This window comes from Streptomyces sp. NPDC102441, from assembly GCF_044765585.1.
Classification (GTDB): domain Bacteria; phylum Actinomycetota; class Actinomycetes; order Streptomycetales; family Streptomycetaceae; genus Streptomyces.
The window spans coordinates 177,785-204,117 of the sequence record NZ_JBIWKH010000016.1; the positions used below are offsets into that span (position 1 = coordinate 177,785).

The window sequence follows — 26,333 nt, forward strand, 5'->3', positions numbered from 1 at the left end:
TGTCGATGCGCTGCGTGACCGCGCAGGGATCTGTGGCTTGCGCCGGGGCGCGAGGGGGAATGCTGCCTCCCCGGGGCGTCCGTTAGCGTAGTGCTTCCGTGGCGCCTAAGGAGATAAGGGTACGTTGAGCAATTCTGCCGACTCTCCTCGAGGTCCGGCCGGGCGCATGTCCCGATGGCCGGTCCAAGGCCTCACCGCTGCCGTTTTCGCACTGGCCGGACTGATCTTCGTCACCAGTGCCAATACGGCCAAGGGGACCGATATCCGGACCGACTCCTCCCTGCTGAAGCTCTCCGATCTCATTCAGCAGCGCAGTGACAACAACGCGGAGCTGGACGAATCGACCGCTTCCGTCCGTGCGGACATCGACACCCTCGCCCGGCGCGACGACGGGAGCACCCGCGCCGAGGACGCCGAGCTCGACGCGCTGGAGAAGGCCGCAGGGACCACGGAGGTCACCGGTGAGGCGCTCTCCGTCACGCTGGACGACGCCCCGGCCGACGCCACCGCCAACCCCGGATACCCCGAGCCCCAGCCCAACGACCTGGTCATCCACCAGCAGGATCTCCAGGCCGTCGTCAATGCCCTTTGGGAAGGCGGAGCCCGGGGGATCCAGGTGATGGACCAGCGGCTGATCTCGACCAGCGCTGTGCGCTGCGTCGGCAACACACTGATCCTCCAGGGGCGCGTCTACTCCCCTCCGTACAAGGTGACCGCCGTCGGTGACCGGGGGAAGCTGAGGCAGGCGCTCAACGACTCCACGGCGATCCAGAACTACCAGCTGTATGTGAAGGCGTACGGGCTGGGGTGGAAGGTCGAGGAGGACGACAAGCTGAGGCTTCCCGGCTATTCGGGCACCGTCGACCTCCATTACGCACAGCCTGTGGAGTAGCCCGCGGGAGGCCCCGGCCGGCTGTCTCCGTGAGGCACGCGCGGGACTGTGACGGACGTCCGTACAAGCGGCTTTCCACAGCTGACCCACGCCTGTGCCCCGGCCGTTTAGTCTGGTGCCGTACCGAATGGAGGCAACAGCATGTACGGCTGGATCTGGCGGCATCTGCCGGGCAACGCATGGGTGCGGGGCTTCATCTCGCTCGTGCTGGCCCTGGCCGTTGTCTACGCGCTCTTCCAGTACGTCTTCCCCTGGGCGGAGCCACTGCTCCCGTTCGGTGATGTGACGGTGGACGGCGAAGGCACCAGCGGAGCGGGGTCCGGTCAGTGAGCGCACGCATTCTCGTCGTCGACAACTACGACAGCTTCGTCTTCAACCTCGTCCAGTACCTCTACCAGCTCGGCGCCGAGTGCGAAGTGGTGCGCAACGACGAGGTGACGACGGCCCATGCCGACGACGGCTTCGCCGGGGTCCTGCTGTCGCCCGGCCCCGGCACTCCCGAACAGGCCGGTGTCTGCATCGAGATGGTGCACCACTGCGCGCGGAGCGGGATCCCGGTCTTCGGGGTCTGCCTGGGGATGCAGTCGATGGCCGTCGCGTACGGCGGTGTGGTGGGCCGGGCGCCGGAACTGCTGCACGGCAAGACCTCACCCGTGCTGCACGAGGGCAAGGGCGTCTTCGCCGGTCTGCCGTCCCCGTTCACCGCGACGCGCTACCACTCGCTGGCCGCCGAGCCCGCGACGGTCCCGCCCGAGCTCGAGGTCACCGCACGCACCGCCGACGGCATCATCATGGGGCTGCGCCACCGCGAACAGGCGGTGGAGGGCGTGCAGTTCCACCCCGAATCGGTGCTCACGGAGCACGGTCACCTGATGCTCGCCAACTGGCTTGCGCAGTGCGGTGACGAGGGCGCGGTCGGGAGATCGGCGGGGCTCGCCCCGGTGGTGGGCAAGGCCGCCGCGTGACCTCACCCCGCCCCCCTGCCGGGCAGGACGGCCCGTACGCGCAGGGAGCGTACGAGCCCGACGGCATGTTCGAGGCGGCGGTGGAGAAGCTCGCGGACCCGCTGAACGACCCGCTGCCGGGGCAGCACACCTCGCCCTGGTTCCGGGCGGAGAGCGCCCAGGGCGACGACGGGACGCGGCAGGCGCCTCAGGCGGCGGCTGAGGGGCCCGCGGAGCCGGCGGCCGAGTGGTATGACCCTGAGGGCTATCAGAGGGACTGGTACGGGCATCAGGGGCCGGAAACAGCCCCCACCGCCGGCACTGTCCAGGGGGTGGCGGTCATATCCGGCCAAGGGGCGCCTCCTCCGGCGCGGCCCGCACCCGATCCGGCCCCCGTGCAGGCAGGCACCGACGTCCTTCCGGACCCCGCGCCGCCCGTCACCGATGCCGGTCCGGTCCTGAGTGACGAGACCGTCGCTCTGCGGACCGCCGACACACGGAGCGCGTCACAGCCGACCGGATCCGGCACTTCGGAGTCCGCTTCCGAACCGCCGTCGACGGGAGGAAGGGCCGAGCGCCGGCGGGCGGCCAAGGGGCGTGGAAGACGTCGGAGCGAGCCTCGGCCCGCCACGGGGTCCGCCACGACGGAGCCCGCGGTCCCGATGTCACGGCTGGAGGCCCGGCGCGCGGCCCGTGCCGCCAAGGACAGCCCGGCCGTGGTGGCCAGCAGGGTCGTCGGCGAGGTGTTCATCACCTTCGGGGTGCTGATGCTGCTGTTCGTCACGTACCAGCTGTGGTGGACCAACGTCCGCGCCGACCAGATCGCCGGCCGGGAGACGAGCAAGATCCAGGACGACTGGGCCCACGGCGAGCGCAGCCCGGGGGCCTTCGAGCCCGGTCAGGGGTTCGCCATCATGCACATCCCCAAGCTGGACGTCGTCGCGCCGATCGCCGAGGGCATCAGCAAGGAGAAGGTCCTCGACCGCGGCATGATCGGTCACTACGGCGAGGGCAAGCTGAAGACCGCGATGCCTTCGGACGAGCAGGGGAACTTCGCGGTGGCCGGCCACCGCAACACCCACGGTGAACCGTTCCGCTACGTCAACAAGCTGAAACCGGGCGATCCGATCGTGGTCGAGACGCAGGACGCCTACTACACGTACGAGATGACCAGCATTCTTCCGCAGACGTCGCCGTCCAATGTGGCCGTGATCGACGAAGTGCCCCCGGGTTCCGGCTTCACCGGCCCGGGCAGGTACATCACGCTGACGACGTGCACCCCGGAGTTCACGAGTACGTACCGAATGATCGTGTGGGGCAAAATGGTCGACGAACGGCCGCGCAGCAAGGGGAAGCCCGACGCGCTCGTCGGCTGACGCGGGCTGGACGACATCACGACAGGGACGGGTGCGGTGGCAGCGAGGACCGATCACGAAGAGCGCACCGACGAGCCGGCGGCCCCGGTGCGGCGCAGAAGCCGCCATCCCGTCGCGACGGCGGTGAGCCTCTTCGGCGAACTGCTGATCACCGCGGGGCTGGTGCTGGGCCTGTTCGTCGTCTACTCGCTGTGGTGGACCAACGTTCTGGCCGACCGTGAGGCGGACAAGCAGGGCAACACCGTCCGCGACCGCTGGGCGGGAGGTCCCGGAGCGCTGGACACCAGGGACGGCATCGGCTTCCTCCACGTCCCCGCCATGAAGAACGGCGAGGTGCTGGTCAAGAAGGGCACCGACACCGGGACGCTCAACAACGGGATCGCCGGCTACTACACGGACCCCGTGAAGTCGGCCCTGCCCAAGGACGCCCAGGGCAACTTCGCGCTCGCCGCGCACCGGGACGGGCACGGCGCCAAGTTCCACAACATCGACAAGGTGAAGAAGGGCGACGCGGTCGTCTTCGAGACCAAGGACACCTGGTACGTCTACAAGGTCTTCGCGGAGCTTCCCCAGACGTCGAAGTTCGACGTCGACGCGATCGCCCCGGTGCCCAAGGAGTCGGGCGTGAAGAAGGCCGGCCGCTACATCACGCTGACCACGTGCACCCCCGTCTACACGTCGAAGTACCGCTACATCGTGTGGGGTGAGCTGGTGAGGACCGAGAAGGTGGACCGCGACCGTACGAAGCCGGCGGAGCTGCGCTAAGGGCTGTCCGGGATCGGGACAGCCCTCGGGCCGTTGTCCGTACAGTCCCGCCCGGCACCACGGACGAAAGCACAGGGCCCCGGTCACCGTAGAGGTGACCGGGGCCCTGTGTCTGTCCGCGACTGCGGCGCCGGGCGGGTCAGCCCCCCAGGCCGTCGAAGGGGTTGCCGCCGTCCGTACCACCGATGGTGGTGAGGGTGACCGTGCCACCCTTGTCGACCTGGGAGTTGGGCCCTGGGTCGGCCTGCATCACCATGGCGTTGGGCTTGTCGGAAGAATTGGGCGCGAGTGCGACCACGAGACCCAGGCCTTCGAGCGTGCCCTTCGCATCCTGGAACCGCTTGCCGACGATGTCACCGGGGATGGTGACCTGCTCGGGCTGAGCCGGGCCCTTGGAGACCTTGAGGACGATCTGGACGTCCTTGGCCTGCTTGCTCGGACCTGTGGGCGTCTGCTCGACGACGGTCCCGGCGGCCTCCTCCGAGTCGACGTCCTGCTTCGACACGTTGGTGAACCCGAGGGCGTTCAGCTGTGCCACAGCCGCGTCGTAGGAGCGGGTGCGCACATCGGGCATCGGCTCGGTCGCCTCCTTGGCCACGGTGATCGTGACCTCGGTGTCCTTCTCGACCTTCGAACCGCCCTCGGGGTCCTGCGAGATGACCGTGTCCACTGTCTTCTCGGACTCGGCGGTCTTGACGTTCACCGTGAAGCCCTCGTCCTCCAGCTTCTTGCGGGCGCTGTCCTCGGACTTCTCCAGGACGTCCGGGACCTCGACCTTCGGGGCGCCGGTGGAGACGACGACCGTCACGGTCTCGCCCGACTCCATCTTTTCGTCGGGGCCCGGGCTCTGGCTGCAGATCTTGTCCTTCTCCTGCTTCTCGCAGGGCTCCTTGGAACCGACCTTCAGCTCGACATCGGCGTTGTCCGCGAGTTTCTGCGCCTCGGCGAGCGTGGAGCCGACCATGTTCGGCGCGTCGAACGTGCTGTTGTTGCCGCCGCTGGAGCTGAAGACCGTACGGCCGATCAGGATCGCGCCGATGAGCACCAGGATGCCGGCTACGACCAGGAGGATCGTCGAGGTGTTGCTCTTCTTCTGGCGTCGGCGGCCCGGGCGGTCGTCGTAGCCGTAGCCGCCGTCGTCCGGATTGACCGGGGGGAGCATGGACGTCTGGCCACCGCCCTGGTCCGCCGCCCGCAGGGCGGTGGTGGGCTGGTCGTTGTTGTAGGCGTCGTACCCGCCGTAACCCGCCGCGCCCATGGCCGCCGTGGCCGCGACCGGCTGACCGTCGAGGCAGGCCTCGATGTCGGCGCGCATCTCGTCGGCCGACTGGTAGCGGTAGTCGGGGTCCTTGGTCAGCGCCTTCAGGACGATGGCGTCCATCTCGGGCGTGATCTCGGGATCGAAGTTGCTCGGAGGCTGCGGCTCCTCACGCACGTGCTGGTACGCGACCGCTACCGGCGAGTCACCGACGAACGGCGGCCGGACCGCGAGCAGCTCGTAGAGCAGGCAGCCGGTGGAGTACAGGTCGGACCGCGCGTCGACCTGTTCGCCCTTCGCCTGCTCCGGAGAGAGGTACTGGGCGGTGCCGATGACCGCGGCGGTCTGGGTCATCGTCATGCCGGAGTCGCCCATGGCACGGGCGATGCCGAAGTCCATGACCTTGACCTGGCCGGTGCGCGTCAGCATGACGTTCGCCGGCTTGATGTCGCGGTGGACGATCTGGGCGCGGTGCGAGTACTCCAGCGCCTGGAGGATCCCGACCGTCATTTCGAGGGTCCGCTCCGGCAGCAGCCTGCGGCCGGAGTGCAGGAGCTCTCTGAGCGTGGACCCGTCGACGTACTCCATCACGATGTACGGGATGGAGACCCCGTCGACGTAGTCCTCGCCGGTGTCGTAGACGGCGACGATCGCGGGGTGGTTGAGCGAGGCGGCGGACTGGGCCTCACGGCGGAACCGTGCCTGGAAAGACGGGTCGCGGGCGAGGTCGGCCCGCAGTGTCTTCACAGCGACGGTGCGGCCGAGCCGGGTGTCATGCGCGAGGTAGACCTCGGCCATGCCACCACGGCCGAGCACCGAGCCCAGCTCGTACCGGCCGCCGAGGCGACGCGGCTCTTCCATAACTGATCCAGCCCTCTCCGTCAGTCCCGACCGCACCCGTGTGTGGTCCGGCGGTGCGCTGTTCGCGCATACGCTACCGGGCGCTCCCGGCGTGATCGGCCCGCACCCGTCAGCTGATATCCGACCGGTATCCCAATGTGCTGGTGTGGACAGAAGTTGTGACGGGTGTCACTACTTTCCGTCGAGTACCGCCTTCATCACGTTCTTGGCGATCGGAGCGGCCAGGCCGCCGCCGGAGATGTCGTCCCGGTTGGCGTTGCCGTCCTCGACCACCACGGCGACGGCGACCGGGGAGCCGCTGTCGGTCTTGGCGTACGAGATGAACCAGGCGTACGGCTTCTCGCTGTTGTTGAGGCCGTGCTGCGCGGTACCCGTCTTGCCGCCGACAGTGACGTCGTCGATCTGCGCGTTGGTTCCCGTGCCCTCCTTGACCACGGTCTCCATCATCTGCTGCACCTTCTGGGCGTTCTCCGCCGAGAGCGGCTGGCTGAGCTGCTCCTTCTCGTGCGTGTAGATGGTGTCCAGGTTCGGCGCCTGGCGCTGGGCGACCATGTACGGCTGCATGAGCTTGCCGTCGTTGGCGATCGCGGACGCCACCATGGCCATCTGGAGCGGAGTCGTGCGGTTGGACGCCTGGCCGATGCCCGCCATGGCGTTCTGCGGCGGGTTGTCCTTCGGGTAGACGCTGGCGTCGGCCCGGACCGGCGTGAAGACCTCTTTGTTGAAGCCGAACTTGTCGGCCTGCTCGATCATCTTCTCGTTGCCGAGGTCGTCGCTCATCTTGCCGAAGACGGTGTTGCAGGAATAGCGCAGGGCCACCCGGAGCGAGGCGTCCTTGCAGGGGATGTTGCCCTCGTTCTGCAGCAGGTTGGACGACTGCGGGAGCCGCCAGGGCAGAGGGGAATCCGTCTTCGCGTCGATGTCGGTGTAGAGACCGTTCTCCAGCGCGGCGGAGGCCGTGACGACCTTGAACGTAGAGCCCGGCGGGTAGGTCTCCCGCAGGGCCCGGTTCAGCATCGGCTTGTCCTCGTCCTTCAGGAGCTTCTGCCGGGCGTCCGAGTCCTTCATGGAGTTGCCCGCGAAGACCGAGGGGTCGTACGAGGGTGTGCTGGCCAGTGCCAGGACGGCGCCGGTCTGCGGATCGAGCGCGGCGACGGCGCCCTTCTTGTCGCCGAGACCCTCGAAGGCGGCCTTCTGGGCGGCGCCGTCGAGGGTGGTGACGATGTTCCCGCCGGTCTTCTTCTCGCCGGTGAACATCGACAGGGTGCGGTCGAAGAACAGGTCGTCGCTGTTGCCGGTGAGGATGCCGTCCTCGATGCTCTCCAGCTGCGAGGAGTCGAAAGCCTGCGAGGAGTACCCGGTGACGGGTGCCCACATGGGGCCGTTCTTCCAGACGCGCTTGTACTTGAAGTCGCTGTCCGTGGTCTCGACCGAGCCCGTGACGGGTTCGCCGTCGACGATGATGTTGCCGCGCTCATGGGCGTAGCGCTCGATCTGGACGCGGCGGTTGTGCTCGTTCGCGTTGAGCTCGTCGGCACGCACGTACTGGACGTAGTTGGTGCGGACCAACAGGGCCAGGACGAGGATGCCGCAGAAGATCGCGATCCTGCGGAGCGGCTTGTTCACGGTCGGACCACCTGTGTCATCTCGGCGTCCGGGGATGGTGCGGGGGCCGGGGCGGGGCGCCGGGCCGTATCGCTGATTCTGATCAGGATCCCGACGAGGGCCCAGTTGGCGATGACGGACGAACCACCGGCCGCGAGGAACGGCATGGTCATACCGGTCAGCGGGATGAGCCCCATGACACCGCCGGCGACGACGAAGACCTGGATGGCGAAGGAACCGGAGAGGCCGATCGCGAGGAGCTTGCCGAAGGGGTCGCGGGCGGCGAGCGCCGTACGGACACCGCGCTCGACGATCAGGCCGTAGACGAGCAGGACGGCCATCATGCCCGCCAGGCCGAGTTCCTCGCCGACGGTCGCGAGGATGAAGTCGGAGTTGGCGGCGAATCCGATCAGGTCGGAGTTGCCCTGGCCGAGGCCGGTGCCGAGGGTGCCGCCCGAGCCGAACGCCATGAGGGACTTGGCCATCTGCTCGCTGGCGGCGATTTCTCCCCAGCCCGCGAAGGGGTCGAGCCAGGCCGTGACGCGGTCCTGGACGTGCTTCTCGAACGTGGCCACACCGACCGCGCCCGCGCCGGACATCAGGAGTCCGAAGACGATCCAGCTGGTGCGCTCCGTGGCGACGTACAGCATGACGACGAACATGCCGAAGAACAGCAGCGAGGATCCCAGGTCGGTCTCGAAGACCAGGATCAGGATCGAGAACGCCCAGACCATCAGGATCGGCCCGAGGTCACGGCCACGGGGCAGGTAGAGCCCCATGAAACGGCGGCTGGCCAGGGCCAGTGCGTCACGCTTGACCATGAGATAGCCGGCGAAGAAGACCGCAATGATGATCTTGGCGAACTCCCCCGGCTGGATCGTGCCGACGCCGGGGATGTTGATCCAGATCTTGGCACCGTTCACGGCGGGGAAGAACATCGGCAGGATCAGCAGGAACAGCGCGACCAGCATGGAGATGTAGGTGTAGCGCTGCAGGATGCGGTGGTCCTTGAGGACGATCAGGACGACGACCAGCAGGGCCACACCGACCGCTGAGAACATCAGCTGCTTGGAGGCGGCCGGTGCGAACGTCTTGAGCGCCTGGAACCGCTCCGACTGGTCCAGCCGCCAGATGAATGCCAGACCCAACCCGTTCAGCAGGGTCGCCAGCGGAAGCAGCAGCGGATCCGAGTACGGGGCGAATCTGCGCACGGCCAGGTGCGCCACCCCGCCGAGCAGCGCGAGTCCCAGCCCGTAGCCGAGCATGCCGGCGGGCAGTTCGCCGTTGAGGGCGAGGCCCACGTTGGCGTAGGCGAAAACCGAGATCAGAACGGCGAAGGCAACCAGAACCAGCTCGGTGTTACGGCGGCTCGGTGCGTCGATCGCGCCGATGGTGGTCGTGTTTGTGACAACGCTCATGTGCTGAAGGCCCCCTACGGCTTACTGCTTACCGCACTGCTGGGCCAGCTTGTTCTCTTCCTCCGAGAGGCTGGGGCCGGGAGTGGGAGTCGCGGTCTTGGTCTCCTTGGCGGGAGACGTTGCGGACGTGCTGTCGGCGGCGGCTTCGCCCTGCTCCTTGGCGGCGTTGGCGTCCGCCTCGGCCGCGCGTCGCTGCGCGTCCTTCTTGCAGGCGGAGGCCTGGGCGTCGAGCTCGCTGATCTTCTTGCGGGCATCGGTGAGGTTGCCCTGGGAGATGGTCGCCTCGACCTTGTTGCGCCAGTAGGGCGGGAGGTACTTCAGTTCGATCTCGGTGTCCTCTTCGACCTTCGAGAGCGACACCCAGGCGAGGTCCTGGCTGATTCCGCGGTACAGCGCGACGTTGTCGTCCTTCGCGCCCACGTAGAACTGCGTCTGGGTCCAGCGGTATCCGCCGTAGACGCCACCACCGATGACGGCCAGCGCGAGCACGATGTAGAGCGACCGCTTCAGCCACCTGCGGCGGCCGCGCGGCTTCACGAAGTCGTCGTCGGTGTACGAGGTGAAGGCGTCGTCCGGGCCGGAGCCGTAGCCCATGTCGTCGCCGCTGCCAGGGGGGCCGAAGCCTCCGGAGGGCGGCGGCACGGGGCGGCCGAGGCCGGCCGCACGGCCCGCCGGTGTCTCCATGGCGCGGCCGTCGTTCGCCTGGGCGGCCTGGTTCTCGGCGACCGCGCCGACGATGACCGGGGTGTCGTTGAGCTGCCCGGCCACGCTGTCGTTGCTGTCGACGTCCAGGACGTCGGCGACGATGCAGGTGATGTTGTCGGGCCCGCCGCCGCGCAGGGCGAGCTGGATGAGGTCCTGGATGGTCTCCTGCGGGCCCTGGTAGCTGGCCAGGGTCTCTTCCATCGTCTGGTGGGAGACGACGCCGGAGAGTCCGTCCGAGCAGATCAGATAGCGGTCACCGGCGCGGACCTCCCGGACGGAGAGGTCGGGCTCCACATGGTCGCCGCTGCCCAGGGCTCGCATCAGCAGGGAACGCTGCGGGTGGGTGGTGGCCTCTTCCTCGGTGATCCTGCCCTCGTCGACGAGGCGCTGCACCCAGGTGTGGTCCTGGGTGATCTGCGTCAGTACGCCGTCGCGCAGCAGGTACGCACGGGAGTCGCCGACGTGGACGAGGCCGAGGCGCTGTCCGGTCCAGAGCAGGGCCGTGAGCGTGGTGCCCATGCCCTCCAGCTGGGGGTCCTCCTCGACCATGACGCGCAGCTGGTCGTTGGCCCGCTGGACCGCCGTACCGAGCGCGGTCAGGATGTCGGAGCCCGGGACGTCGTCGTCGAGCTGGACGAGCGTGGAGATCACCTCGGAGCTGGCGACCTCTCCGGCCGCCTGGCCGCCCATGCCGTCGGCGATGGCGAGAAGGCGGGGACCGGCGTAGCCGGAGTCCTCGTTGCCTTCCCGGATCATGCCCTTGTGCGATCCGGCGGCGAAGCGCAGGGACAAGCTCATGCGCACCTCGCCCGTCGGCTCGGGGTACAGCCGGTCTCGAGCCACACTGCCCACCCTCCGGTCGGGAGCCGGGCCGGGTCCGTCGTCAGGACCGCGGCGGCTCGCTCGCTCCGCTCGCTCATTGTCGTACTACTTCCGCAGCTCGATGACGGTCTTGCCGATGCGGATCGGCGCGCCCAGCGGAACAGGTGTCGGGGTGGTGAGCCGGGTCCGGTCGAGATAGGTGCCGTTGGTGGACCCGAGATCCTCGACGATCCACTGGCCGTCACGGTCCGGGTAGATCCTGGCATGCCTGCTGGACGCGTAGTCGTCATCCAGCACGATCGTTGAATCGTGCGCCCGGCCCAGGGTGATGGTCTGGCCCTGGAGCGCGACGGTGGTGCCGGTGAGCGTGCCTTCGGAGACGACCAGCTTTGTGGGTGCTCCGCGGCGCTGGCGCCCGGACTGCTGGCGCTGCTGAGGCGGCGCTGCTTGCTGTTGGCGCGCCTGCTGCGGACGGGCGTCACCGGCAGTGCGGCGTGAGCCGCGCTGCGTGACGCGCGTACCGAACAGGTCGCTGCGAATGACCTGGACGGCCACGATTACGAATAGCCACAGAACAGCTAGGAAACCTAGCCGCATGACCGTCAGGGTCAGCTCTGACATTGCCCCCGCTTCACCCTTCGGCTTGCCGGTAAACGATGGTGGTGCTGCCCACGACGATCCGCGAGCCGTCGCGGAGCGTAGCGCGGGTGGTGTGCTGTCCGTCTACCACGATGCCGTTGGTAGACCCTAGATCCTGGATCGTCGAGGGCGTTCCGGTCCGGATCTCACAGTGCCGGCGGGATACGCCGGGGTCGTCGATCCGCACGTCGGCATCGGTGCTTCGTCCCATCACCAACGTCGGACGGGAGATCTGATGGCGGGTGCCGTTGATCTCGATCCAGCGCCTCACCTGAGCATCCGGCATGGGTCCGGATGCGGCCGGCGGGCGCCAGTCGCTGGAAGGGCCTCCGGGGCGCCCGGCGCCCGGCGGCGGAGTCGGGGGCATGGGAGGAGCGGAAGCCGGCGGGTAACCGTAACCGCCCGGCCCCTGAGGGGCGGCGGGGCGGTTCTGCTGGGCGTGGGGAGCGGGACCGCTCTGCTGGCCCTGCTGTGACGAACTCGACGCCAGGGTCCGGCTGCGTACGCGGTAGAGACCCGTGTCGAGGTCTTCCGCCTTCTCCAGATGGACCTTGATCGGTCCCATGAAGCTGTACCGCTGCTGCTTGGCGTAGTCACGTACGAGGCCGGACAGTTCGTCCCCCAGCTGGCCGGAGTACGGACTGAGCCGCTCGTAGTCCGGAGTGCTGAGCTCGACGATGAAGTCGTTGGGCACAACGGTTCGCTCACGGTTCCAGATCGACGCGTTGTTGTCGCACTCGCGCTGGAGTGCTCCCGCGATCTCGACCGGCTGCACCTCGGACTTGAAAACCTTGGCGAAGGTGCCATTGACCAGACCTTCGAGACGCTGCTCGAAACGCTTCATGACTCCCATGGGGCACCTCCTCCGGTGTCGTCATCCCTGTACTGCTTACTGATCGTATCCACGCGTGGGGAAATCGGCTGGTTCCCCTTGTCTGCACAGTGGATGAGTGTCACCTCTCACACGGATCGTAGAGGTGCCCTCCTGACAGTGTCCCGCACTCCGGGTGCACTCAGGAGGAGTGGGGCCGGGCTTTCCGCGTTCCCGGTTCCCGTCGTGAGTCCGGCGAAACAACGGATGTGAATCCACCCTGTCCAGCGTGCTAATCTTCGGTTGTCGCCAGGCGCTCGTACCACTCGGTGAGAGAGCCTCGAAACACCACTTATGCGCGAGTGGCGGAACGGCAGACGCGCTGGCTTCAGGTGCCAGTGTCCTTAGGGACGTGGGGGTTCAAATCCCCCCTCGCGCACAACGGGCAGTCGCTTGCGACTGCCGGGTTGGTTCGACAGAACCCCTGCACCGGAGAGATCCGGGGCGGGGGTTCTTCGTTGTGCGGACCACCGGGCGCCGTGTCCGGCCACCAGGTGCTGTGATGAAGTCCGCACCCGGTGCGGAAGTCTGGGTCGAGGCGGCTGCTGTTTCACGTGAAACGTCGGATCCGCACCAAAGAGGTGTTTCGTGCGGGCCGTCCGTCAGGGTCTGTGTCAGACGGCGAGGCGCGCTGCGAGAGCCTTGGCCTTCTCTGCCGCGTCGCTGAAGGCCTGGCTGCGGGAGGCGTCAGCGAGGGGGATGAGCTCTGCCATCTCGGGCTTCGAGTGCGCCAGCGTCAACTCCGGGACGATGAAGTCGACTTCGGCTCCCAGCATGCCCGTCAGCACCTTCTCCAGGTAGTTCTGGACGAACTCGAACTCCTCGCGCGGGGTGCCGGGGGCGTACGAACCGCCACGGCTGGCCACGACGGTGACCGGCGTGCCGGCGACGGGACTGTCCGGACCCGCGTTGTGGCCGACGATGATCACCTGGTCAAGCCATGCCTTGAGGGTGGACGGGATGGAGAAGTTGTACATCGGTGCGCCGATGAGTACGGCGTCCGCGGCGGCGAGTTCGGCTGCCAGTTCCCCCCGCAGGGTGTCCTCGGCGCCCGCGGCCACTGCCGAGGCGTCCAGGTGGGGGAGAGGGGCGGCCGCGAGGTCTCGGTAGACGACTTCACCGTCGGGGTGCTGCTCACGCCAGGCCGCGACGAAGGCGGCGGTGACCTCGCGAGACGTGGAGCCCTGGGGAAAGACGGCGGAGTCGAGGTGCAGAAGCGTGGCCATGGGAATCTCCGGGGGAGTCGGTGGCGGCTCGGCGTCGGCCCGCGGACGGTGCCCACGGGCGCAGCGGGCGCGATCGGTCTTTCAGTACGTACCTATTAATAACATAGTTCCTTACTTTTCATAAGCCCCGAACTGTGGCGCAGTACTCTGAGGGCATGGCGGATCACGACGAGAAGGCCTGTCGGCAGGTGGATGGGAGCATCACCCGCGTCTTCGAGCTGTTCGGGAAGCGCTGGACAGGCCCGATCGTCTCGGTGCTGATGCAGCGGCCGGTGTACTTCGCGGATCTGCGGCGGGCGATTCCAGGCATCAGTGAGCGGATGCTCTCGGACCGGCTGACCGAACTGGGGGCGGCCGGCCTCGTGGTGCGCCAGGTCGATGAGGGGCCCCCGCTGCGCGTGGCGTACCGGCTGACGGAGGCCGGCTCAGCCATGGAGCCCGCTCTCAAGGAGCTCGGGCGGTGGGCGGACGCCTATCTGGCAGGCCCAGGGGGCTGTTGACCCTTCGTGCCACGGGTCGGCCCGCTGTTGACCCTACGTGCCACGGGTCTGCCGGTCCGGGCGAAGATGTGGTGCCCGGCTGCTCCAAGATGTTGTCCACAGGCCGACCACCGAGTTGTCGACAGGGGCAGACGGCTGTCACGGGACGGCTGTACCGTCGACCGCAGTTGATGTTGATCGGACGGATCGGTCGAACGATGCAGGGGAGGCGGCGCTCCATGGGCGAGGCCGAGGCCATGGTGCCGGTTCAGCGGGCGGCAGGGGACGGGCGCATCCCGGTCGTGCCCGGCTTCGCGCGGCGCGTGGCCGGTGAGGTGCGGACGTCCGGAGCGGGCACGGAGTCGCCGAAAGCCGCGGGCAAGGCGCTGAGGCGCAAGGTGCCACGCTCCGCGCACAGTTCTCTGGCCCTGCCCGCCGACAGGCCGGATGCGGTACAGGCGGTCGAGGAGTCCAACCAGGGCCGGGTGCCGGGCCTGACACCCATACGGGTGGGGCGGATGGCGGCGACACCGTTCGCGTTCCTTCGCGGCTCGGCCGGCCTGATGGCGCATGACCTGATGGGCACTCCGGTCACGGGGGTGGGGGCCCAGCTCTGCGGCGATGCGCACGCGGCCAACTTCGGACTGTACGGCGATGCGCGCGGCAACCTGGTCATCGATCTCAACGACTTCGACGAGACCGTGTTCGGCCCGTGGGAGTGGGATCTCAAGCGGCTCGCGACCTCGCTGGTGCTCGCGGGCAGGGAGGCCGGGGCGGACGAGGCCACCTGCCGGCAGGGTGCGTACGACACGGTGGGCGCGTACAGGCGCACGATGCGTCTGCTGGCCGGGCTGCCCGCACTCGACGCGTGGAACGCCATCGCGGACGAGGAGCTCGTCTCACACACCGACGCTCGGGACCTGCTGGGGACGCTGGAGCGGGTTTCCGCGAAGGCACGGAACAACACGAGCGCTCGCTTCGCCGCCAGATCCACGGAGGAGAGCGAGGACGGAGGCCGTCGCTTCGTCGACGCGCCGCCGGTGCTGCGCCGGGTGCCCGACGCGGAGGCGGCAGCCGTCGCGGAGGGGCTCGGGGCCTACCTCGGGACGCTCTCGGAGGACAGGATTCCGCTGCTGGCCCGCTACGCGATCCACGATGTGGCGTTCCGCGTGGTCGGCACGGGAAGTGTGGGGACCCGGTCGTATGTGGTGCTGCTCCTCGACCACCGTGGTGAGCCGCTGGTCCTGCAGGTGAAGGAGGCCCGCCCTTCCGTGCTTTCCCCCTGTCTCCCGCGGGTCGGCTTCGAGGTGCCTGACGTGGTGCACGAGGGGCGCCGGGTGGTGCTGGGGCAGAAGCGGATGCAGGTGGTCAGCGACATACTGCTCGGCTGGGCCGAGGTCGACGGCCGGCCGTACCAGGTGCGGCAGTTCAGGAACCGCAAGGGCAGTGTGGATCCGGCCGCGCTCGCGGCGGACCAGGTCGACGACTACGGGCGGATGACCGGCGCGCTGCTGGCCCGCGCCCATGCGCACAGCGCCGATCCCCGGCTGCTCGCGGGTTACTGCGGGAAGAACACCGAGCTGGACGCGGCGGTCGCCGATTTCGCCGTGACGTACGCGGACCGGACCGAGGCGGATCACGCCGAGCTCGTCCGGGCGGTCCGAGCCGGGCGGATAGCCGCTGAGCTCGTTGTCTGAACGGATCTTGTGGCCACCGCGTGTCTCCGTGGCGCGGGCCGTGGCCATACGCTGGACGGGTGACCCACGAAGCCGCCGGGGTGCCGAACACCCGGAACGACGAAGACCGGCAGAACCAGGACCGGCAGGACGAGCCGCAGCAGGTGCAGGATGTGCCGCGGCACGCGGAGGACGCGTCCCAGGGTGACAGCCCGCGAGCGGATCCGGGCGATGCGCCGGAGGGGGGTCCCGCCGCCGGTGACACGGCCGGTGACACGGCCGGCGATCCGGCAGGCGGCGCGGCCGGTGAGGTGGGCGGCGACGCGCCGGCGGGCGAGGGCGGTGCCCCTCGGCCCGAGGAGCGGCTCGCCAAGGCCGTCCGGGTGGCCGAGCAGGCTCTGATCGAGTTCGAGATCGCGGTGGAGACCTTCCGGGTCGAGGTGGAGAACTTCTCCCGGCTGCATCACCAGAAGCTCGGCCCGATGTATGCACGCCTCGACGAGCTCGATGCCCAGATCGCGGAGGCGCGGGCTGCGAAGACCGGTGATCCGGAGGATCTGCGGAAGGCCCAGGAGGCACGGGCGATCGTCATGCCGATGCCTGGCGTCGACGAGCTCTTCCACGACTGGATGGACTCGGACGGGCTCTCGCCCGAGGCCTCGGCCATGCTCACCGACCAGCCTGTCCGCCCGCCGAAGCGGGTCAGGCCGGGCGAGGAGGCACGCAAGCTCTACCGGGAGCTGGCCCGTCAGGCCCATCCGGACCTGGCACCGGACGAGGAGGAACGGACACGGCGGGACGAGTTCATCTCTCGTGTCAACGCGGCCTACGGACGCGGCGACGTGGCGTTGCTGAAGGAGCTGGCCGCCGAGTGGGCGGCGGGGCCTGTGACGCCGGAGCTGCGGCTGAGCGAGAGCGAGGAGCTCTACGCGCGACTGGAGTGGCTCAGCCGCCGTAAGGAGCTGCTGACGGTTCTGGCCCAGGAGCTGGAGGAGAGCGCCATCGGTTCGATGCTGCGGATGGCACCGGACGATCCCGACCGGCTGCTGGACGACATCGGCGAGAAGCTTCTGACGGACGTGTCCCGGCGCGAGGACGAGCTGGCGGGGCTGGTGCAGTAGCGTTCCGGATGACCCTGGGCGTTCGTACGAGAGAAGGCATACCCATGAATTTCGCTCCGCTGCCATCGGTGGACGTCGCGGCGGTTCCGTCGGACGGCTTCGTGCTGGACGTCCGGGAGGACGACGAGTGGGCGGCCGGGCATGTCGAGGGTGCGCTGCACATTCCCATGAGTGACTTCGTGGGCCGCTTCGGTGAGCTGACCGAAGCGGCCGACGACGGTCGGCGTGTGCATGTGATGTGCCGCGTGGGAGGCCGGTCCGCCCAGGTCACTCAGTATCTGGTGCAGCAGGGTCTCGACGCCGTGAACATCGACGGCGGGATGCTGGCCTGGGACGGCGCCGGGCGCCCGATGGTCACGGACAACGGGAACTCGGCGTTCGTCCTCTGACGTGACGTGACGTGACGTGACGTGACGTGACGTGACGTGACGTGACGTGGTGCTGTCGGGCGTGTGTCTGTTCCGCCCCATGCGGCCTCAGCGGTCGAAGTCGAGTTCGACTTCCGGGGTGACGGGGTGCGACTGGCAGGCCAGTACGAAGCCTGCCCCGGTCTCCTCCGGCTCCAGCGCGAAATTGCGGTCCATCCGCACTTCGCCCGAGACCAGGAAGGCCCGGCAGGTCCCGCACACTCCCCCCTTGCAGGCATACGGAGCGTCGGACCGGCTTCGGAGCACCGTGTCCAGCAGCGATTCGCCGTCCTGGACCGGCCAGCTGCCCGACCGTCCGTCGAGTGTCGCCGTGAGCCTGCTCTCCGACGGCGCTGCCACCCTGGCGGCCGTCGGTAGCGCCGTCCCCTCGTCGGCGACGTGGAAGATCTCCTGATGGATCCGTGACCGGTCGGCGCCGAGTGCGCGCAGCGCGCTCTCCGCCCCACGGACCAGGCCGAGAGGTCCGCACAGGAACCAGCCGTCCACATCGGGCACCGACAACAGTGCGGGCAGCAGCCCGGTGAGCCGCTCGCTGTCCAGCCGGCCCGAGGGGAGCCCGGCAGCCTGTACCTCCCGGGACAGCGCGGTCGCCAGCTGGAAGCGGTCCGGATAGCGGTCCTTGAGGTCCGCCACCTCGTCGAGGAACATCGTCGACGCGGCTGTCCGGTCGCTGCGGATCAGACAGAAGCGCGCGGAGGGCTCCTTGGCCAGCAGGGTCGCCGCTATCGAAAGCACGGGGGTGATGCCGCTGCCGCCGACGATCGCCGCGAAGTGGCCGGGTCGCGGAGCGAGGACGAAGCGGCCCATCGGAGCCATCGCCTCCAGCTGGTCCCCCACGGCCAGCTCCTTGAGGGCGTACGTCGAGAACGCGCCTCCGTCGACCATGCGGATGCCCACCCGCAGCGAGGGGGCGCCCGGCTGCTCGGTCGCCGGTGCGCAGATCGAGTACGACCGCCTGATCTCCTCGCCACCTACGCGGAAGCGCACATTCAGGTGCTGTCCGGGAGTGTGGCGGAAGGTCTCGCGCAGTTCGGACGGCACGGCGAAGGTGACGGCCACAGCGTCGTCAGTGATCCGTTCGATCGCGCTGACCCGGAGCGGATGGAACATCTACAACTCCTTGAAGTGGTCGAACGGTTCACGGCACGCCACACAGCGGCGCAGCGCCTTGCACGCGGTGGAGGAGAACCGGCTCAGCAGCTCCGTGTCCGTGGAACCGCAGTGCGGACAGCGCACCGAGAGCGTCAGAGGAACCGGACCGCCGGGCCCGCTCCCCGGCCGTGGCGGCGCTATGCCGAACTCCGCGAGCTTGCGGCGCCCCTCGTCGCTGATGTCGTCCGTCGACCAGGCCGGGGCCAGGACCGTGACCACCGACACCTCCGGGATGCCGTGGTCGTGCAGCACACGCTCGATGTCGGCGGACATGCTCTCGATGGCCGGGCAGCCGGTGTACGTCGGGGTGAGCCGCACAGTGACCTTGTCCGGTCCGTCCACCCGCACACCGCGGAGCACACCGAGCTCGTCCAGCGTGAGGACCGGCAGCTCGGGGTCGGGCACGGAGCCCGCCAGCCGATGGAGCTCCGCTTCCAGCGGGGTCTCGATGGTCACCATGACGCCCCCGGGTGGCTGCGGTGCAGATGCTGCATCTCGGCGAGCATCGGCCCGAACGGCTCAGTGTGCAGACCCTGTCTGCCCGCTCCGGCCGTCCAGGCGCCGGACTGTGGCCCCGCCGGGAGGGTCAGGGTGGCCCGCTCCACCACGGAGGTGACAGCGGCCAGCCAGCCCTCGCGCAGGGCGAGCCGGTCGACGTCGATTCCCTCGACCGGTTCGAACAGTTCACCGGTGAAACGCCACAGGGCGTCCAGCGCGCGCTGCATGCGCCCATGGCTTTCCGTGGTGCCGTCACCGAGTCGAAGGACCCACTGCTCCGCGTGGTCCCGGTGATAGGCGACCTCCTTGACCGCCTTGGCCGCGAGATCCGCGAACTCGCTCCCACCGGCGGCCAGCTCCTCGTACAGCAGGTGCTGGTGGACGGAGAAGTAGAGCTGGCGGGCGATGGTGTCGGCGAAGTCGCCGTTCGGCTGCTCGACCAGCTGTACGTTGCGGAAGGCACGCTCCTCACGGAGGTAGGCCAGCTGGTCCTCGTCGCCCACGAAAGAGAGCAGCATCCTGGCCTGACCCAGCAGATCGAGCGCGATGTTGGCCAGGGCCACCTCCTCCTCCAGCACCGGGGCGTGGCCGGCCCACTCCCCCAGCCGGTGCGACAGCACCAGCGCGTCGTCGCCGAGGGCGAGAGCCGCGGTCACAGGTGCTTCACCCCTTCCGGGATCTCGTAGAACGTGGGGTGGCGGTAGGGCTTGTCCCCGGCGGGTTCGAAGAACGAGTCCTTCTCGTCCGGCGAGGAGGCGGTGATCTCCGTCGAGGGGACCACCCAGAGAGAGACGCCTTCTGAGCGGCGTGTGTACAGATCGCGGGCGTTGCGCAGGGCCATCTCGGCGTCCGGTGCGTGCAGGCTGCCCGCGTGGGTGTGGGACAGCCCGCGCCGGGAACGCACGAACACCTCCCACAGAGGCCAGTCGGTCGAGGTGCTCATGCGGTCGCCTCCGCGGGCCGGGTGGCCGCTCCGGCTGTGCCGGGCCGTGCCGCGTGCTTCTCTGCGTATGCCGCTGCCGCGTCGCGGACCCAGGTGCCTTCCTCGTGGGCCGCGCGCCGCTGGGTCAGCCGTTGTTCGTTGCATGGTCCGTTGCCCTTGAGGACCTCCTGGAACTCCGTCCAGTCGATCGCCCCGTAGTCGTGCTGCCCCAGCTCCTCGTTCCACCGGATGTCGGGGTCGGGTAGGGCGAGCCCCAGCGCCTCTGCCTGCGGGACGCAGATGTCGACGAAGCGCCGGCGCAGCTCGTCGTTGGAGTGCCGTTTGATCTTCCAGGCCATCGACTGCGCGGAGTGCGCCGAGGAGTCGTCGGGCGGACCGAACATCATCAGGGAAGGCCACCACCAGCGGTTCACCGCGTCCTGCGCCATTTCGTGCTGGGCTGAGGTGCCCCGGCTGAGGGCGAGCAGCAGCTCGTACCCCTGGCGCTGGTGGAAGGACTCCTCCTTGCAGATCCGGACCATCGCCCGCGCGTACGGGCCGTAGGAGCAGCGACACAGCGGCACCTGGTTGGTGATCGCGGCACCGTCCACCAGCCAGCCGATCGCGCCGACGTCCGCCCAGGTCAGCGTGGGGTAGTTGAAGATCGAGGAATAGCGTTGCCGCCCGGCGTGCAGTTTGTCGAGCAGCTCCTCGCGGCTGGTCCCCAGCGTCTCCGCCGCGCTGTACAGATACAGGCCGTGCCCGGCCTCGTCCTGCACCTTCGCGATCAGGATCGCCTTGCGGCGCAGTGAGGGCGCCCGTGAGATCCAGTTGGCCTCGGGCTGCATGCCGATGATCTCGGAGTGGGCGTGCTGGGCCATCTGGCGGACCAGAGAGGCCCGATACGCGTCGGGCATCCAGTCCCGCGGCTCGATCCGGTCGTCGGCCGCCACCGCGGCGTCGAACGCCGCCAGACGCTCCTCACCCGCCCCGTCCGGCGTGCCCGCCGTCCCCTGCGTCGTCTGGTCCGCAGTCACTGCCGCCATCCTGGGCTCCCTACCGACCGATCGTTCGGTTCCTTGGCTTCAATGGTGAGTCGGAGGCCCGTAGGGTGTCAACCCTGTGGATAACTGAGCGGTGATCGACGGGATCGGGGCGGGATGGATGCGGACCACGGTGGGCGCACCGGAAACGAGAAGAAGCTCGCCTGGCCCGGCGTGACGAACCGCCCGTCCACGGCGGATCAGGACGCGGAGCCCGCACCCGAGGGAATACCGGAGGCCGGGGCGGACCTCCCCCCGGGCCCGGCCGCCGCGGCGCCGTCGTCGGACACCACCGCAGGCCCGGAGCCCGGATCCGGTGCAGGGCCTGGACACGAGAGCCCGGAAGCAGCGGAAGCCGCACAGCCCGAACGCCGTCAGGGCGGCGGTATGGCCGCGCTCTCGCTTCCGTACCAGATCGCAGCGGCGCTGGCGCTGTCCGGCTTCGGGCTGCTGGCCTGCGTACACATAGCCATGGTTTTCCTGCACGTCGCGCCGTCCAACACGCTGACGAAGCAGCACGGCGAGGTGGTCGACGACTGGGTCTTCCCCGAGTTCGAGCAGAACTGGAAGCTGTTCGCCCCCAATCCGCTCCAGCAGAACATCTCCGTGCACGTACGCGCCGAGGTGTCCGACGACGGTGCTGACGGCAGCAAGGTGACTCGGTGGACCGACCTCTCGGGTGAGGACGGCGAAGCGATCCGCGGAAATCTCCTCCCCAGCCACGTCGACCAGAACGAGCTGCGCCGTGCCTGGGACTTCTACACCGGGTCCCACGACGGCGAGAACCGCCCCAACGGCCTGCGCGGTGAGCTGTCCGAGCGCTACATCCGCCGCATCGTCATGCTGCGGCTCGCCGAGCACGGCTACGGCGGCACGGTCGAGCGCATCCAGGTGCGGTCCGTTACACGCTCCGTCACTGCCCCGGAGTGGAGCGACGAGAAGACCGACACCCGGCCCGAGTACCGGGAGCTCCCGTGGTGGACGGTCACCCCGTCCGACCTCCCCGGGACGGACACGGCGGACGAGGCGGCGCAGACCGGAAAGGCGGAGAAATGAGTGCCCCCGCCCCGGCCGGCAGCTCGGAGACCGTCGGTCACGCGCTCGCCCGCGCCGTCCAGCGCGTCACGGCCGCCCCCCTCGGCCCCTACCAGAGCGCCGTCGTCCGAATCGGTGTCTCCGCGACTTTTCTGCTGTTCCTGCTGCGCGAGCTGCCTCACCGTCACGAGCTTTATGGCCCCGACGGTCCGTGGAGCTGGGGCATGGCGCGCCGGCTCATCACCAACAACGACGCCTTCACCGTCCTGATGTGGTCGGACAGCACGATCTGGTTCGAGACCGTGTACGCGCTCACGCTGGCGTCGGCCGCGCTCCTGATGATCGGCTGGCGGACCCGGGCCGCGTCCGTCCTGTTCATGGCAGGGGTGCTCTCACTGCAGAACCGCAGCATCTTCATGGGCGACGGCGGCGACAACGTCATCCACCTGATGGCGCTCTACCTGGTGCTGACCCGCTGTGCGAGGGTCTGGTCCCTGGACGCGCGCCGAGCGTCGCGGGGCCTCGCATGCCTCGCGGAGACCGGCCGTCCGGCCCGTGATGTGGCGGGCCCGGTCCTGTGGGCGGTACTCGGCTGCGTGCTCATGCCCGCCACCTTCATGGATGGACTCGGCGGCACATGGTGGCTGCCGTCCCTCCTGTGGGCGCTGTGGCTGGGAAACGGCGTCCGGTGGGTCCTGGACCGTCGCGCTCCGGGCCACGAGCTGCGTGCCCTCCTCGACGTCCTGGCCAACCTCGCCCACAACGCGGCGCTTCTCGTGATCATGGCCGAGGTGTGTCTGATCTACGCGACCGCCGGCTGGTACAAGATCCAGGGTTCCCGCTGGCAGGACGGCACCGCGGTCTACTATCCGCTCGAGCTGGACTACTTCACCCCGTGGGCCGGGCTCTCCGGCCTGGTCGCGTCCAGCGCCCTGGCGGTCATGGTGCTGACGTACGTCACCGTCATCGTGCAGGTCGCCTTCCCCTTCACGTTGTTCAACCGGCGGGTCAAGAACGTCCTGCTGGTCCTCATGATCGGTGAGCACGCAGGGATCTCCGTCCTGCTGGGCCTGCCCTTCTTCTCCATGGCGATGATCGCGGCGGACGCGGTCTTCCTGCCGACGGCCTTCCTCGTGTGGCTGGGACACAGGGGGTCGCTCGGCCGGCAACGCCTGTTCTCACGGGCGGCGGGCAGGCCCTGGCTCCCCGGGCAGCGGAAGGCCGGGCCGGACGACGGGGAGGCCCCACGCGGTGGCGGCGGCGGTGGCCATACGCTCGTCGGGTGACCAGCGAGACCGGCAGTACAGAAGAGCCCTCGGCGGCAGAGCCCGATCCGTCCGGGGAACCGATCCAGTACGACGACGGGTACGGCGCGGTGATCGGGGTCGGCCCGCACCCGCTGCCCTTGCCCGAGGGGGAGCGCTACGACCCCGAACTGCTCGCCCACGGTGACCGGCGCAATGTGGGCGACGGCTACCGGTACTGGACGCGGGAGGCGATCGTCGCCGATCTCGACCTGCGACGCCACGACTTCCATGTCGCGGTGGAGAACTGGGGTCATGACTTCAACATCGGCTCGGTGGTGCGCACCGCCAACGCCTTCCTTGCGAAGGAGATCCACATCGTGGGGCGGCGGCGCTGGAACCGGCGCGGGGCGATGGTCACCGACCGCTACCAGCATGTGCGGCATCACCCGGACACGGCGGACCTGACAGCCTGGGCGGAGGCCGAGGGGCTGCCCATCATCGGGATCGACAACCTTCCCGGAGCCGTGCCGCTGGAGCGGACGGAGCTGCCGCGCCGGTGTGTGCTGCTGTTCGGGCAGGAGGGGCCGGGGCTGACCGAGGAGGCGCGTAAGCACGCCTCGATGGTGTGCTCGATTGCGCAGTTCGGTTCGACCAGGTCGATCAACGCCGGTGCGGCGGCCGCCATCGCGATGCACGCCTGGGTGCAGCGGTACGCGGACGTTCCGGATCCTCGCGACGGGTGACGGACCGGTGGAGTGTGGATCTCGCGCGGGTCCACACTCCACCGGATGCCGTCGGCCGGGTCCTCCCTCAGGCCTGCCGGCGGACCTCCACCACCCGGAAGCGGTTGGAGACGAACGCCCCGTCACAGAGCGCGGCGTTGGCAGCCGGGTTGCCTCCTGAACCGTGGAAGTCGGAGAAGGCCGCGGTCTGGTTGACGTACACGCCGCCGGTGAGGTTCAGCGAGAGCTGGGCCGATTCGTCGAAGCAGACGTCCTCCACCGCGCGCTCCACCTCGGGGGAGGTGGTGTACGCGCCGACGGTCATCGCGCCCTTCTCGCGGATCGTGCGGCGCAGCAGGTCCAGCGCGTCACCGGTCGAGTCGACGGCGACAGCGAACGAGACGGGGCCGAAGCACTCCGAGAGGTAGGCCGCCCCGTCGTCGGGCTTGGTGCCGTCGAGTTTCACGAGGACCGGCGTACGGACCACGGCGCCGGGAAAGTCGGGGTTGGCCACCGGACGCGAGGCGAGAGCGACGTCACCCAGGGACGCGGCCTCTTCCAGCCGGGCCTTCACACCCGGGTTGACCAGGGCGCCGAGCAGTCCGTTGGCCCGGGCGTCGTCGCCGAGGAGCCCGTTCACCGCCTCGGCGATGTCCGCCACCACGTCCTCGTAGGACTTGGCGCCGGCGTCGGTCGTGATGCCGCCGCGCGGGATGAGGAGGTTCTGCGGGGTGGTGCACATCTGGCCGCTGTAGAGGGAGAGCGAGAAGGCCAGGTTGGAGAGCATGCCCCGGTAGTTGTCGGTGGAGTCGAGGACGATCGTGTTGACGCCCGCCTTCTCCGTGTAGACCTGGGCCTGGCGGGCGTTGGTCTCCAGCCAGTCCCCGAAGGCGGTGGACCCCGTGTAGTCGATGATCTTGATTTCGGGGCGTACCGCCAAGGTCTTGGCGATGCCCTCGCCGGGACGCTCGGCCGCCAGCGCGACGAGATTCGGGTCGAAGCCCGACTCGGCCAGCACCTCGCGTGCCAGCTGAACGGTCAGGGCGAGCGGCAGGACCGCCCGCGGGTGCGGCTTGACCAGAACGGGATTGCCGGTCGCCAGCGAGGCGAAGAGGCCGGGGTAGCCGTTCCACGTCGGGAACGTGTTGCAGCCGATCAGCAGGGAGATGCCGCGCCCCGCCGCCGTGTACGACTTGTGCAGCCGCAGCGGATCGCGCTTTCCCTGGGGCTTCGACCAGTCGGCGCTGCGCGGTGTACGTGTCTGTTCCTCGTAGGCGTACGCCACGGCCTCCAGGCCGCGGTCCTGGGCGTGCGGGCCGCCCGCCTGGAAGGCCATCACGAAGGCCTGCCCGCTGGTGTGCATCACCGCGTGGGCCAGCTCGTGCGTACGCGCGCTGATCCGGGCGAGGATCTCCAGACAGACCAGGGCCCTCGCCTCGGGCCCCGCCGCACGCCAGGAGCCCATGGCGGCACTCATGGCGGGGAGCAGGACGTCCGGGTCGGCGTGCGGATACTCGACGCCGAGCTCCGGTCCGTACGGCGAGATCTCTCCGCCGGTCCAGCCGTCGGTGCCGGGCTGGCGGAGATCGAGCCTGGTGCCGAGCACTGCGTCGAACGCGGCTTTGCCCTCGGCAGCGCCGAGGCTGCCGGGCAGGCCTCCCTCGCCGTAGGCCTTCGGGTGCTCGGGGTGCGGGGACCAGTAGGCGCGCGTGCGGATCGCGTCGAGGGCCTGGTCGAGCGTCGGGCGATGGATCTCGGACAGCTTCTCGGGGGAAAGCTCGGCGGCCATGACGGACCAACTCCTCGTCGAGCCGGGCAGGGACATGCTGACGGAGTTAGAGTAACCGAACGATCGGTCGGGACAAGGGGCCCCAGAGAACCTGTGGACAACTCATGGGGGAGGATCGCGGTCATGACCACGGCGAAGCGGGACACGTACACCCCGGAGACACTCCTGACCGTTGCCGTCCGTGTCTTCAACGAGCGCGGTTACGACGGCACGTCCATGGAGCACCTCTCCAAGGCGGCGGGTATCTCCAAGTCGTCCATCTACCACCACGTGGCGGGCAAGGAAGAGCTCCTGCGGCGGGCGGTGAGCCGGGCGCTCGACGGGCTCTTCGGGATCCTCGACGAGGCGGGGGCCACGCAGGGCCGGGCGGTCGCCCGGGTCGAATACGTCACGCGCCGGACGGTCGAGGTGCTCCTGGCGGAGCTGCCGTACGTCACGCTGCTGCTGCGCGTACGAGGCAACACGAAGACGGAGCGCTGGGCCCTGGAGCGCCGCCGTGAGTTCGATCAGCGGGTGTCCGAGCTGCTCAAGGCCGCGGTGGCGGACGGAGACCTGCGTGCGGACGTGGACATACGCCTGGCGACCCGGCTGCTCTTCGGCATGGTGAACTCGCTGGTCGAGTGGTACCGCCCGCAGTCGGGCGGATCCCAGGAGGCGGAGCAGCTCGCCGACACGGTCGTCCAGCTCGCCTTCGAAGGCATGCGGGCCGGCTGACCCTCACGTACGGCCCTGGGCCGGACGCGGCCTAGTGACCTGGTTCGGAGATGCGTGAGCAGTAGCGGCAGATCCGGTCGAGGATCTGGTCGGCGGTCTTGGTCCACTTGAAGGGCCGGGCCTCG

The 26,333-nt window shown here is 69.0% G+C and carries 26 protein-coding genes and 1 tRNA gene; 14 read left to right on the forward strand and 13 right to left on the reverse strand.

Annotated elements, in window-relative coordinates:
* The first annotated feature begins 166 nt into the window (after window positions 1–166).
* The 5 genes from ACIREO_RS31520 to ACIREO_RS31540 all read left to right on the forward strand — a co-directional run bounded on the left by ACIREO_RS31520 (window position 167) and on the right by ACIREO_RS31540 (window position 3,977).
* Window positions 167–892, forward strand: a complete 726-nt coding sequence (locus tag ACIREO_RS31520; RefSeq protein ID WP_404116351.1) for a DUF881 domain-containing protein — start codon at window positions 167–169, stop codon at window positions 890–892.
* 141 nt (window positions 893–1,033) lie between these two features.
* The gene (locus ACIREO_RS31525; protein WP_124277875.1) at window positions 1,034–1,222 is read left to right on the forward strand and encodes a hypothetical protein; all 189 of its coding nucleotides are present in this window, start codon (window positions 1,034–1,036) and stop codon (window positions 1,220–1,222) included.
* Complete coding sequence (locus ACIREO_RS31530; RefSeq protein ID WP_404116353.1) at window positions 1,219–1,857, forward strand: aminodeoxychorismate/anthranilate synthase component II; 639 nt, start codon at window positions 1,219–1,221, stop codon at window positions 1,855–1,857. The genes ACIREO_RS31525 and ACIREO_RS31530 overlap by 4 nt, the downstream gene beginning before the upstream one ends.
* Window positions 1,854–3,212: a class E sortase gene (locus ACIREO_RS31535; protein WP_404116355.1), complete on the forward strand. Its 1,359-nt coding sequence runs from the start codon at window positions 1,854–1,856 to the stop codon at window positions 3,210–3,212. The genes ACIREO_RS31530 and ACIREO_RS31535 overlap by 4 nt, the downstream gene beginning before the upstream one ends.
* Before the next feature lie 36 nt (window positions 3,213–3,248).
* Window positions 3,249–3,977, forward strand: a complete 729-nt coding sequence (locus ACIREO_RS31540; protein WP_404116357.1) for a class E sortase — start codon at window positions 3,249–3,251, stop codon at window positions 3,975–3,977.
* Between the two features lie 139 nt (window positions 3,978–4,116).
* Here the strand turns inward: ACIREO_RS31540 and pknB are convergent, their stop codons facing one another.
* The 6 genes from pknB to ACIREO_RS31570 all read right to left on the reverse strand — a co-directional run bounded on the left by pknB (window position 4,117) and on the right by ACIREO_RS31570 (window position 12,138).
* Entirely contained in the window at window positions 4,117–6,096 is a 1,980-nt protein-coding gene (pknB, locus tag ACIREO_RS31545; RefSeq protein ID WP_404116359.1) for a Stk1 family PASTA domain-containing Ser/Thr kinase, read from the reverse strand.
* A gap of 171 nt (window positions 6,097–6,267) precedes the next feature.
* Entirely contained in the window at window positions 6,268–7,722 is a 1,455-nt protein-coding gene (locus ACIREO_RS31550; protein WP_404116361.1) for a peptidoglycan D,D-transpeptidase FtsI family protein, read from the reverse strand.
* Window positions 7,719–9,119: an FtsW/RodA/SpoVE family cell cycle protein gene (locus tag ACIREO_RS31555; RefSeq protein ID WP_404116363.1), complete on the reverse strand. Its 1,401-nt coding sequence runs from the start codon at window positions 9,117–9,119 to the stop codon at window positions 7,719–7,721. The genes ACIREO_RS31550 and ACIREO_RS31555 overlap by 4 nt, the downstream gene beginning before the upstream one ends.
* A 21-nt stretch (window positions 9,120–9,140) precedes the next feature.
* Window positions 9,141–10,622, reverse strand: coding sequence for a Stp1/IreP family PP2C-type Ser/Thr phosphatase (locus ACIREO_RS31560; protein WP_404116365.1), 1,482 nt, complete (start codon window positions 10,620–10,622; stop codon window positions 9,141–9,143).
* Between the two features lie 129 nt (window positions 10,623–10,751).
* Window positions 10,752–11,267: an FHA domain-containing protein gene (locus ACIREO_RS31565; protein ID WP_404116367.1), complete on the reverse strand. Its 516-nt coding sequence runs from the start codon at window positions 11,265–11,267 to the stop codon at window positions 10,752–10,754.
* 10 nt (window positions 11,268–11,277) lie between these two features.
* Window positions 11,278–12,138 carry an FhaA domain-containing protein gene (locus ACIREO_RS31570; RefSeq protein ID WP_404116369.1) on the reverse strand — a complete coding sequence of 287 codons (861 nt, stop codon included), beginning with the start codon at window positions 12,136–12,138 and terminating at the stop codon, window positions 11,278–11,280.
* Between the two features lie 314 nt (window positions 12,139–12,452).
* On the opposite strand from ACIREO_RS31570, the gene ACIREO_RS31575 reads away from it, so the two are divergent.
* Window positions 12,453–12,535 (forward strand) — tRNA-Leu (locus ACIREO_RS31575).
* A 235-nt stretch (window positions 12,536–12,770) separates the two neighbouring features.
* Here ACIREO_RS31575 and ACIREO_RS31580 read toward each other — a convergent pair.
* Window positions 12,771–13,382 carry an FMN-dependent NADH-azoreductase gene (locus ACIREO_RS31580; RefSeq protein ID WP_404116371.1) on the reverse strand — a complete coding sequence of 204 codons (612 nt, stop codon included), beginning with the start codon at window positions 13,380–13,382 and terminating at the stop codon, window positions 12,771–12,773.
* Window positions 13,383–13,537: 155 nt separating this feature from the next.
* On the opposite strand from ACIREO_RS31580, the gene ACIREO_RS31585 reads away from it, so the two are divergent.
* From ACIREO_RS31585 to ACIREO_RS31600, 4 genes are all read left to right on the forward strand, one after another.
* On the forward strand, window positions 13,538–13,882 hold the full coding sequence (locus tag ACIREO_RS31585) for a winged helix-turn-helix transcriptional regulator (protein ID WP_404116373.1): 345 nt from the start codon (window positions 13,538–13,540) through the stop codon (window positions 13,880–13,882).
* 218 nt (window positions 13,883–14,100) lie between these two features.
* Window positions 14,101–15,558: a DUF2252 domain-containing protein gene (locus ACIREO_RS31590; protein WP_404116375.1), complete on the forward strand. Its 1,458-nt coding sequence runs from the start codon at window positions 14,101–14,103 to the stop codon at window positions 15,556–15,558.
* Window positions 15,559–15,617: 59 nt separating this feature from the next.
* Window positions 15,618–16,658, forward strand: coding sequence for a J domain-containing protein (locus tag ACIREO_RS31595; protein WP_404116377.1), 1,041 nt, complete (start codon window positions 15,618–15,620; stop codon window positions 16,656–16,658).
* Between the two features lie 44 nt (window positions 16,659–16,702).
* Window positions 16,703–17,047, forward strand: coding sequence for a rhodanese-like domain-containing protein (locus tag ACIREO_RS31600; protein ID WP_404116379.1), 345 nt, complete (start codon window positions 16,703–16,705; stop codon window positions 17,045–17,047).
* An 87-nt stretch (window positions 17,048–17,134) separates the two neighbouring features.
* Here ACIREO_RS31600 and ACIREO_RS31605 read toward each other — a convergent pair whose 3' ends face one another.
* The 5 genes from ACIREO_RS31605 to paaA are packed head-to-tail and all read right to left on the reverse strand — an operon-like array spanning window position 17,135 to window position 20,704.
* Entirely contained in the window at window positions 17,135–18,196 is a 1,062-nt protein-coding gene (locus tag ACIREO_RS31605) for a 2Fe-2S iron-sulfur cluster-binding protein (RefSeq protein ID WP_404116381.1), read from the reverse strand.
* The gene (paaD, locus tag ACIREO_RS31610) at window positions 18,197–18,697 is read right to left on the reverse strand and encodes a 1,2-phenylacetyl-CoA epoxidase subunit PaaD (protein ID WP_404116383.1); all 501 of its coding nucleotides are present in this window, start codon (window positions 18,695–18,697) and stop codon (window positions 18,197–18,199) included.
* Window positions 18,691–19,392: a 1,2-phenylacetyl-CoA epoxidase subunit PaaC gene (paaC, locus tag ACIREO_RS31615; protein WP_404116385.1), complete on the reverse strand. Its 702-nt coding sequence runs from the start codon at window positions 19,390–19,392 to the stop codon at window positions 18,691–18,693. The genes paaD and paaC overlap by 7 nt, the downstream gene beginning before the upstream one ends.
* Window positions 19,389–19,679 carry a 1,2-phenylacetyl-CoA epoxidase subunit PaaB gene (gene paaB, locus ACIREO_RS31620; protein ID WP_404116387.1) on the reverse strand — a complete coding sequence of 97 codons (291 nt, stop codon included), beginning with the start codon at window positions 19,677–19,679 and terminating at the stop codon, window positions 19,389–19,391. Before paaB ends, paaC begins: the two co-directional genes overlap by 4 nt.
* Window positions 19,676–20,704 carry a 1,2-phenylacetyl-CoA epoxidase subunit PaaA gene (paaA, locus tag ACIREO_RS31625; protein ID WP_404116388.1) on the reverse strand — a complete coding sequence of 343 codons (1,029 nt, stop codon included), beginning with the start codon at window positions 20,702–20,704 and terminating at the stop codon, window positions 19,676–19,678. The genes paaB and paaA overlap by 4 nt, the downstream gene beginning before the upstream one ends.
* 114 nt (window positions 20,705–20,818) lie before the next feature.
* On the opposite strand from paaA, the gene ACIREO_RS31630 reads away from it, so the two are divergent.
* Genes ACIREO_RS31630 through ACIREO_RS31640 form a run of 3 tightly spaced genes read left to right on the forward strand, consistent with a single transcriptional unit; the run spans window position 20,819 to window position 23,726 of the window.
* Window positions 20,819–21,757: a DUF5819 family protein gene (locus ACIREO_RS31630; RefSeq protein ID WP_404116390.1), complete on the forward strand. Its 939-nt coding sequence runs from the start codon at window positions 20,819–20,821 to the stop codon at window positions 21,755–21,757.
* Window positions 21,754–23,022: an HTTM domain-containing protein gene (locus tag ACIREO_RS31635; protein WP_404116392.1), complete on the forward strand. Its 1,269-nt coding sequence runs from the start codon at window positions 21,754–21,756 to the stop codon at window positions 23,020–23,022. The genes ACIREO_RS31630 and ACIREO_RS31635 overlap by 4 nt, the downstream gene beginning before the upstream one ends.
* Window positions 23,019–23,726, forward strand: coding sequence for a TrmH family RNA methyltransferase (locus ACIREO_RS31640; RefSeq protein ID WP_404116394.1), 708 nt, complete (start codon window positions 23,019–23,021; stop codon window positions 23,724–23,726). The genes ACIREO_RS31635 and ACIREO_RS31640 overlap by 4 nt, the downstream gene beginning before the upstream one ends.
* Window positions 23,727–23,793: 67 nt before the next feature.
* On the opposite strand, the gene paaN is transcribed toward ACIREO_RS31640, so the two are convergent.
* The gene (gene paaN / locus ACIREO_RS31645) at window positions 23,794–25,494 is read right to left on the reverse strand and encodes a phenylacetic acid degradation protein PaaN (protein ID WP_404116395.1); all 1,701 of its coding nucleotides are present in this window, start codon (window positions 25,492–25,494) and stop codon (window positions 23,794–23,796) included.
* Window positions 25,495–25,617: 123 nt separating this feature from the next.
* Between paaN and ACIREO_RS31650 the strand changes: the two genes are divergently transcribed.
* A complete protein-coding gene (locus ACIREO_RS31650; protein ID WP_404116397.1) occupies window positions 25,618–26,208 on the forward strand; it encodes a TetR/AcrR family transcriptional regulator in 591 nt (196 codons plus the stop codon).
* The last annotated feature ends 125 nt before the right edge of the window (window positions 26,209–26,333 follow it).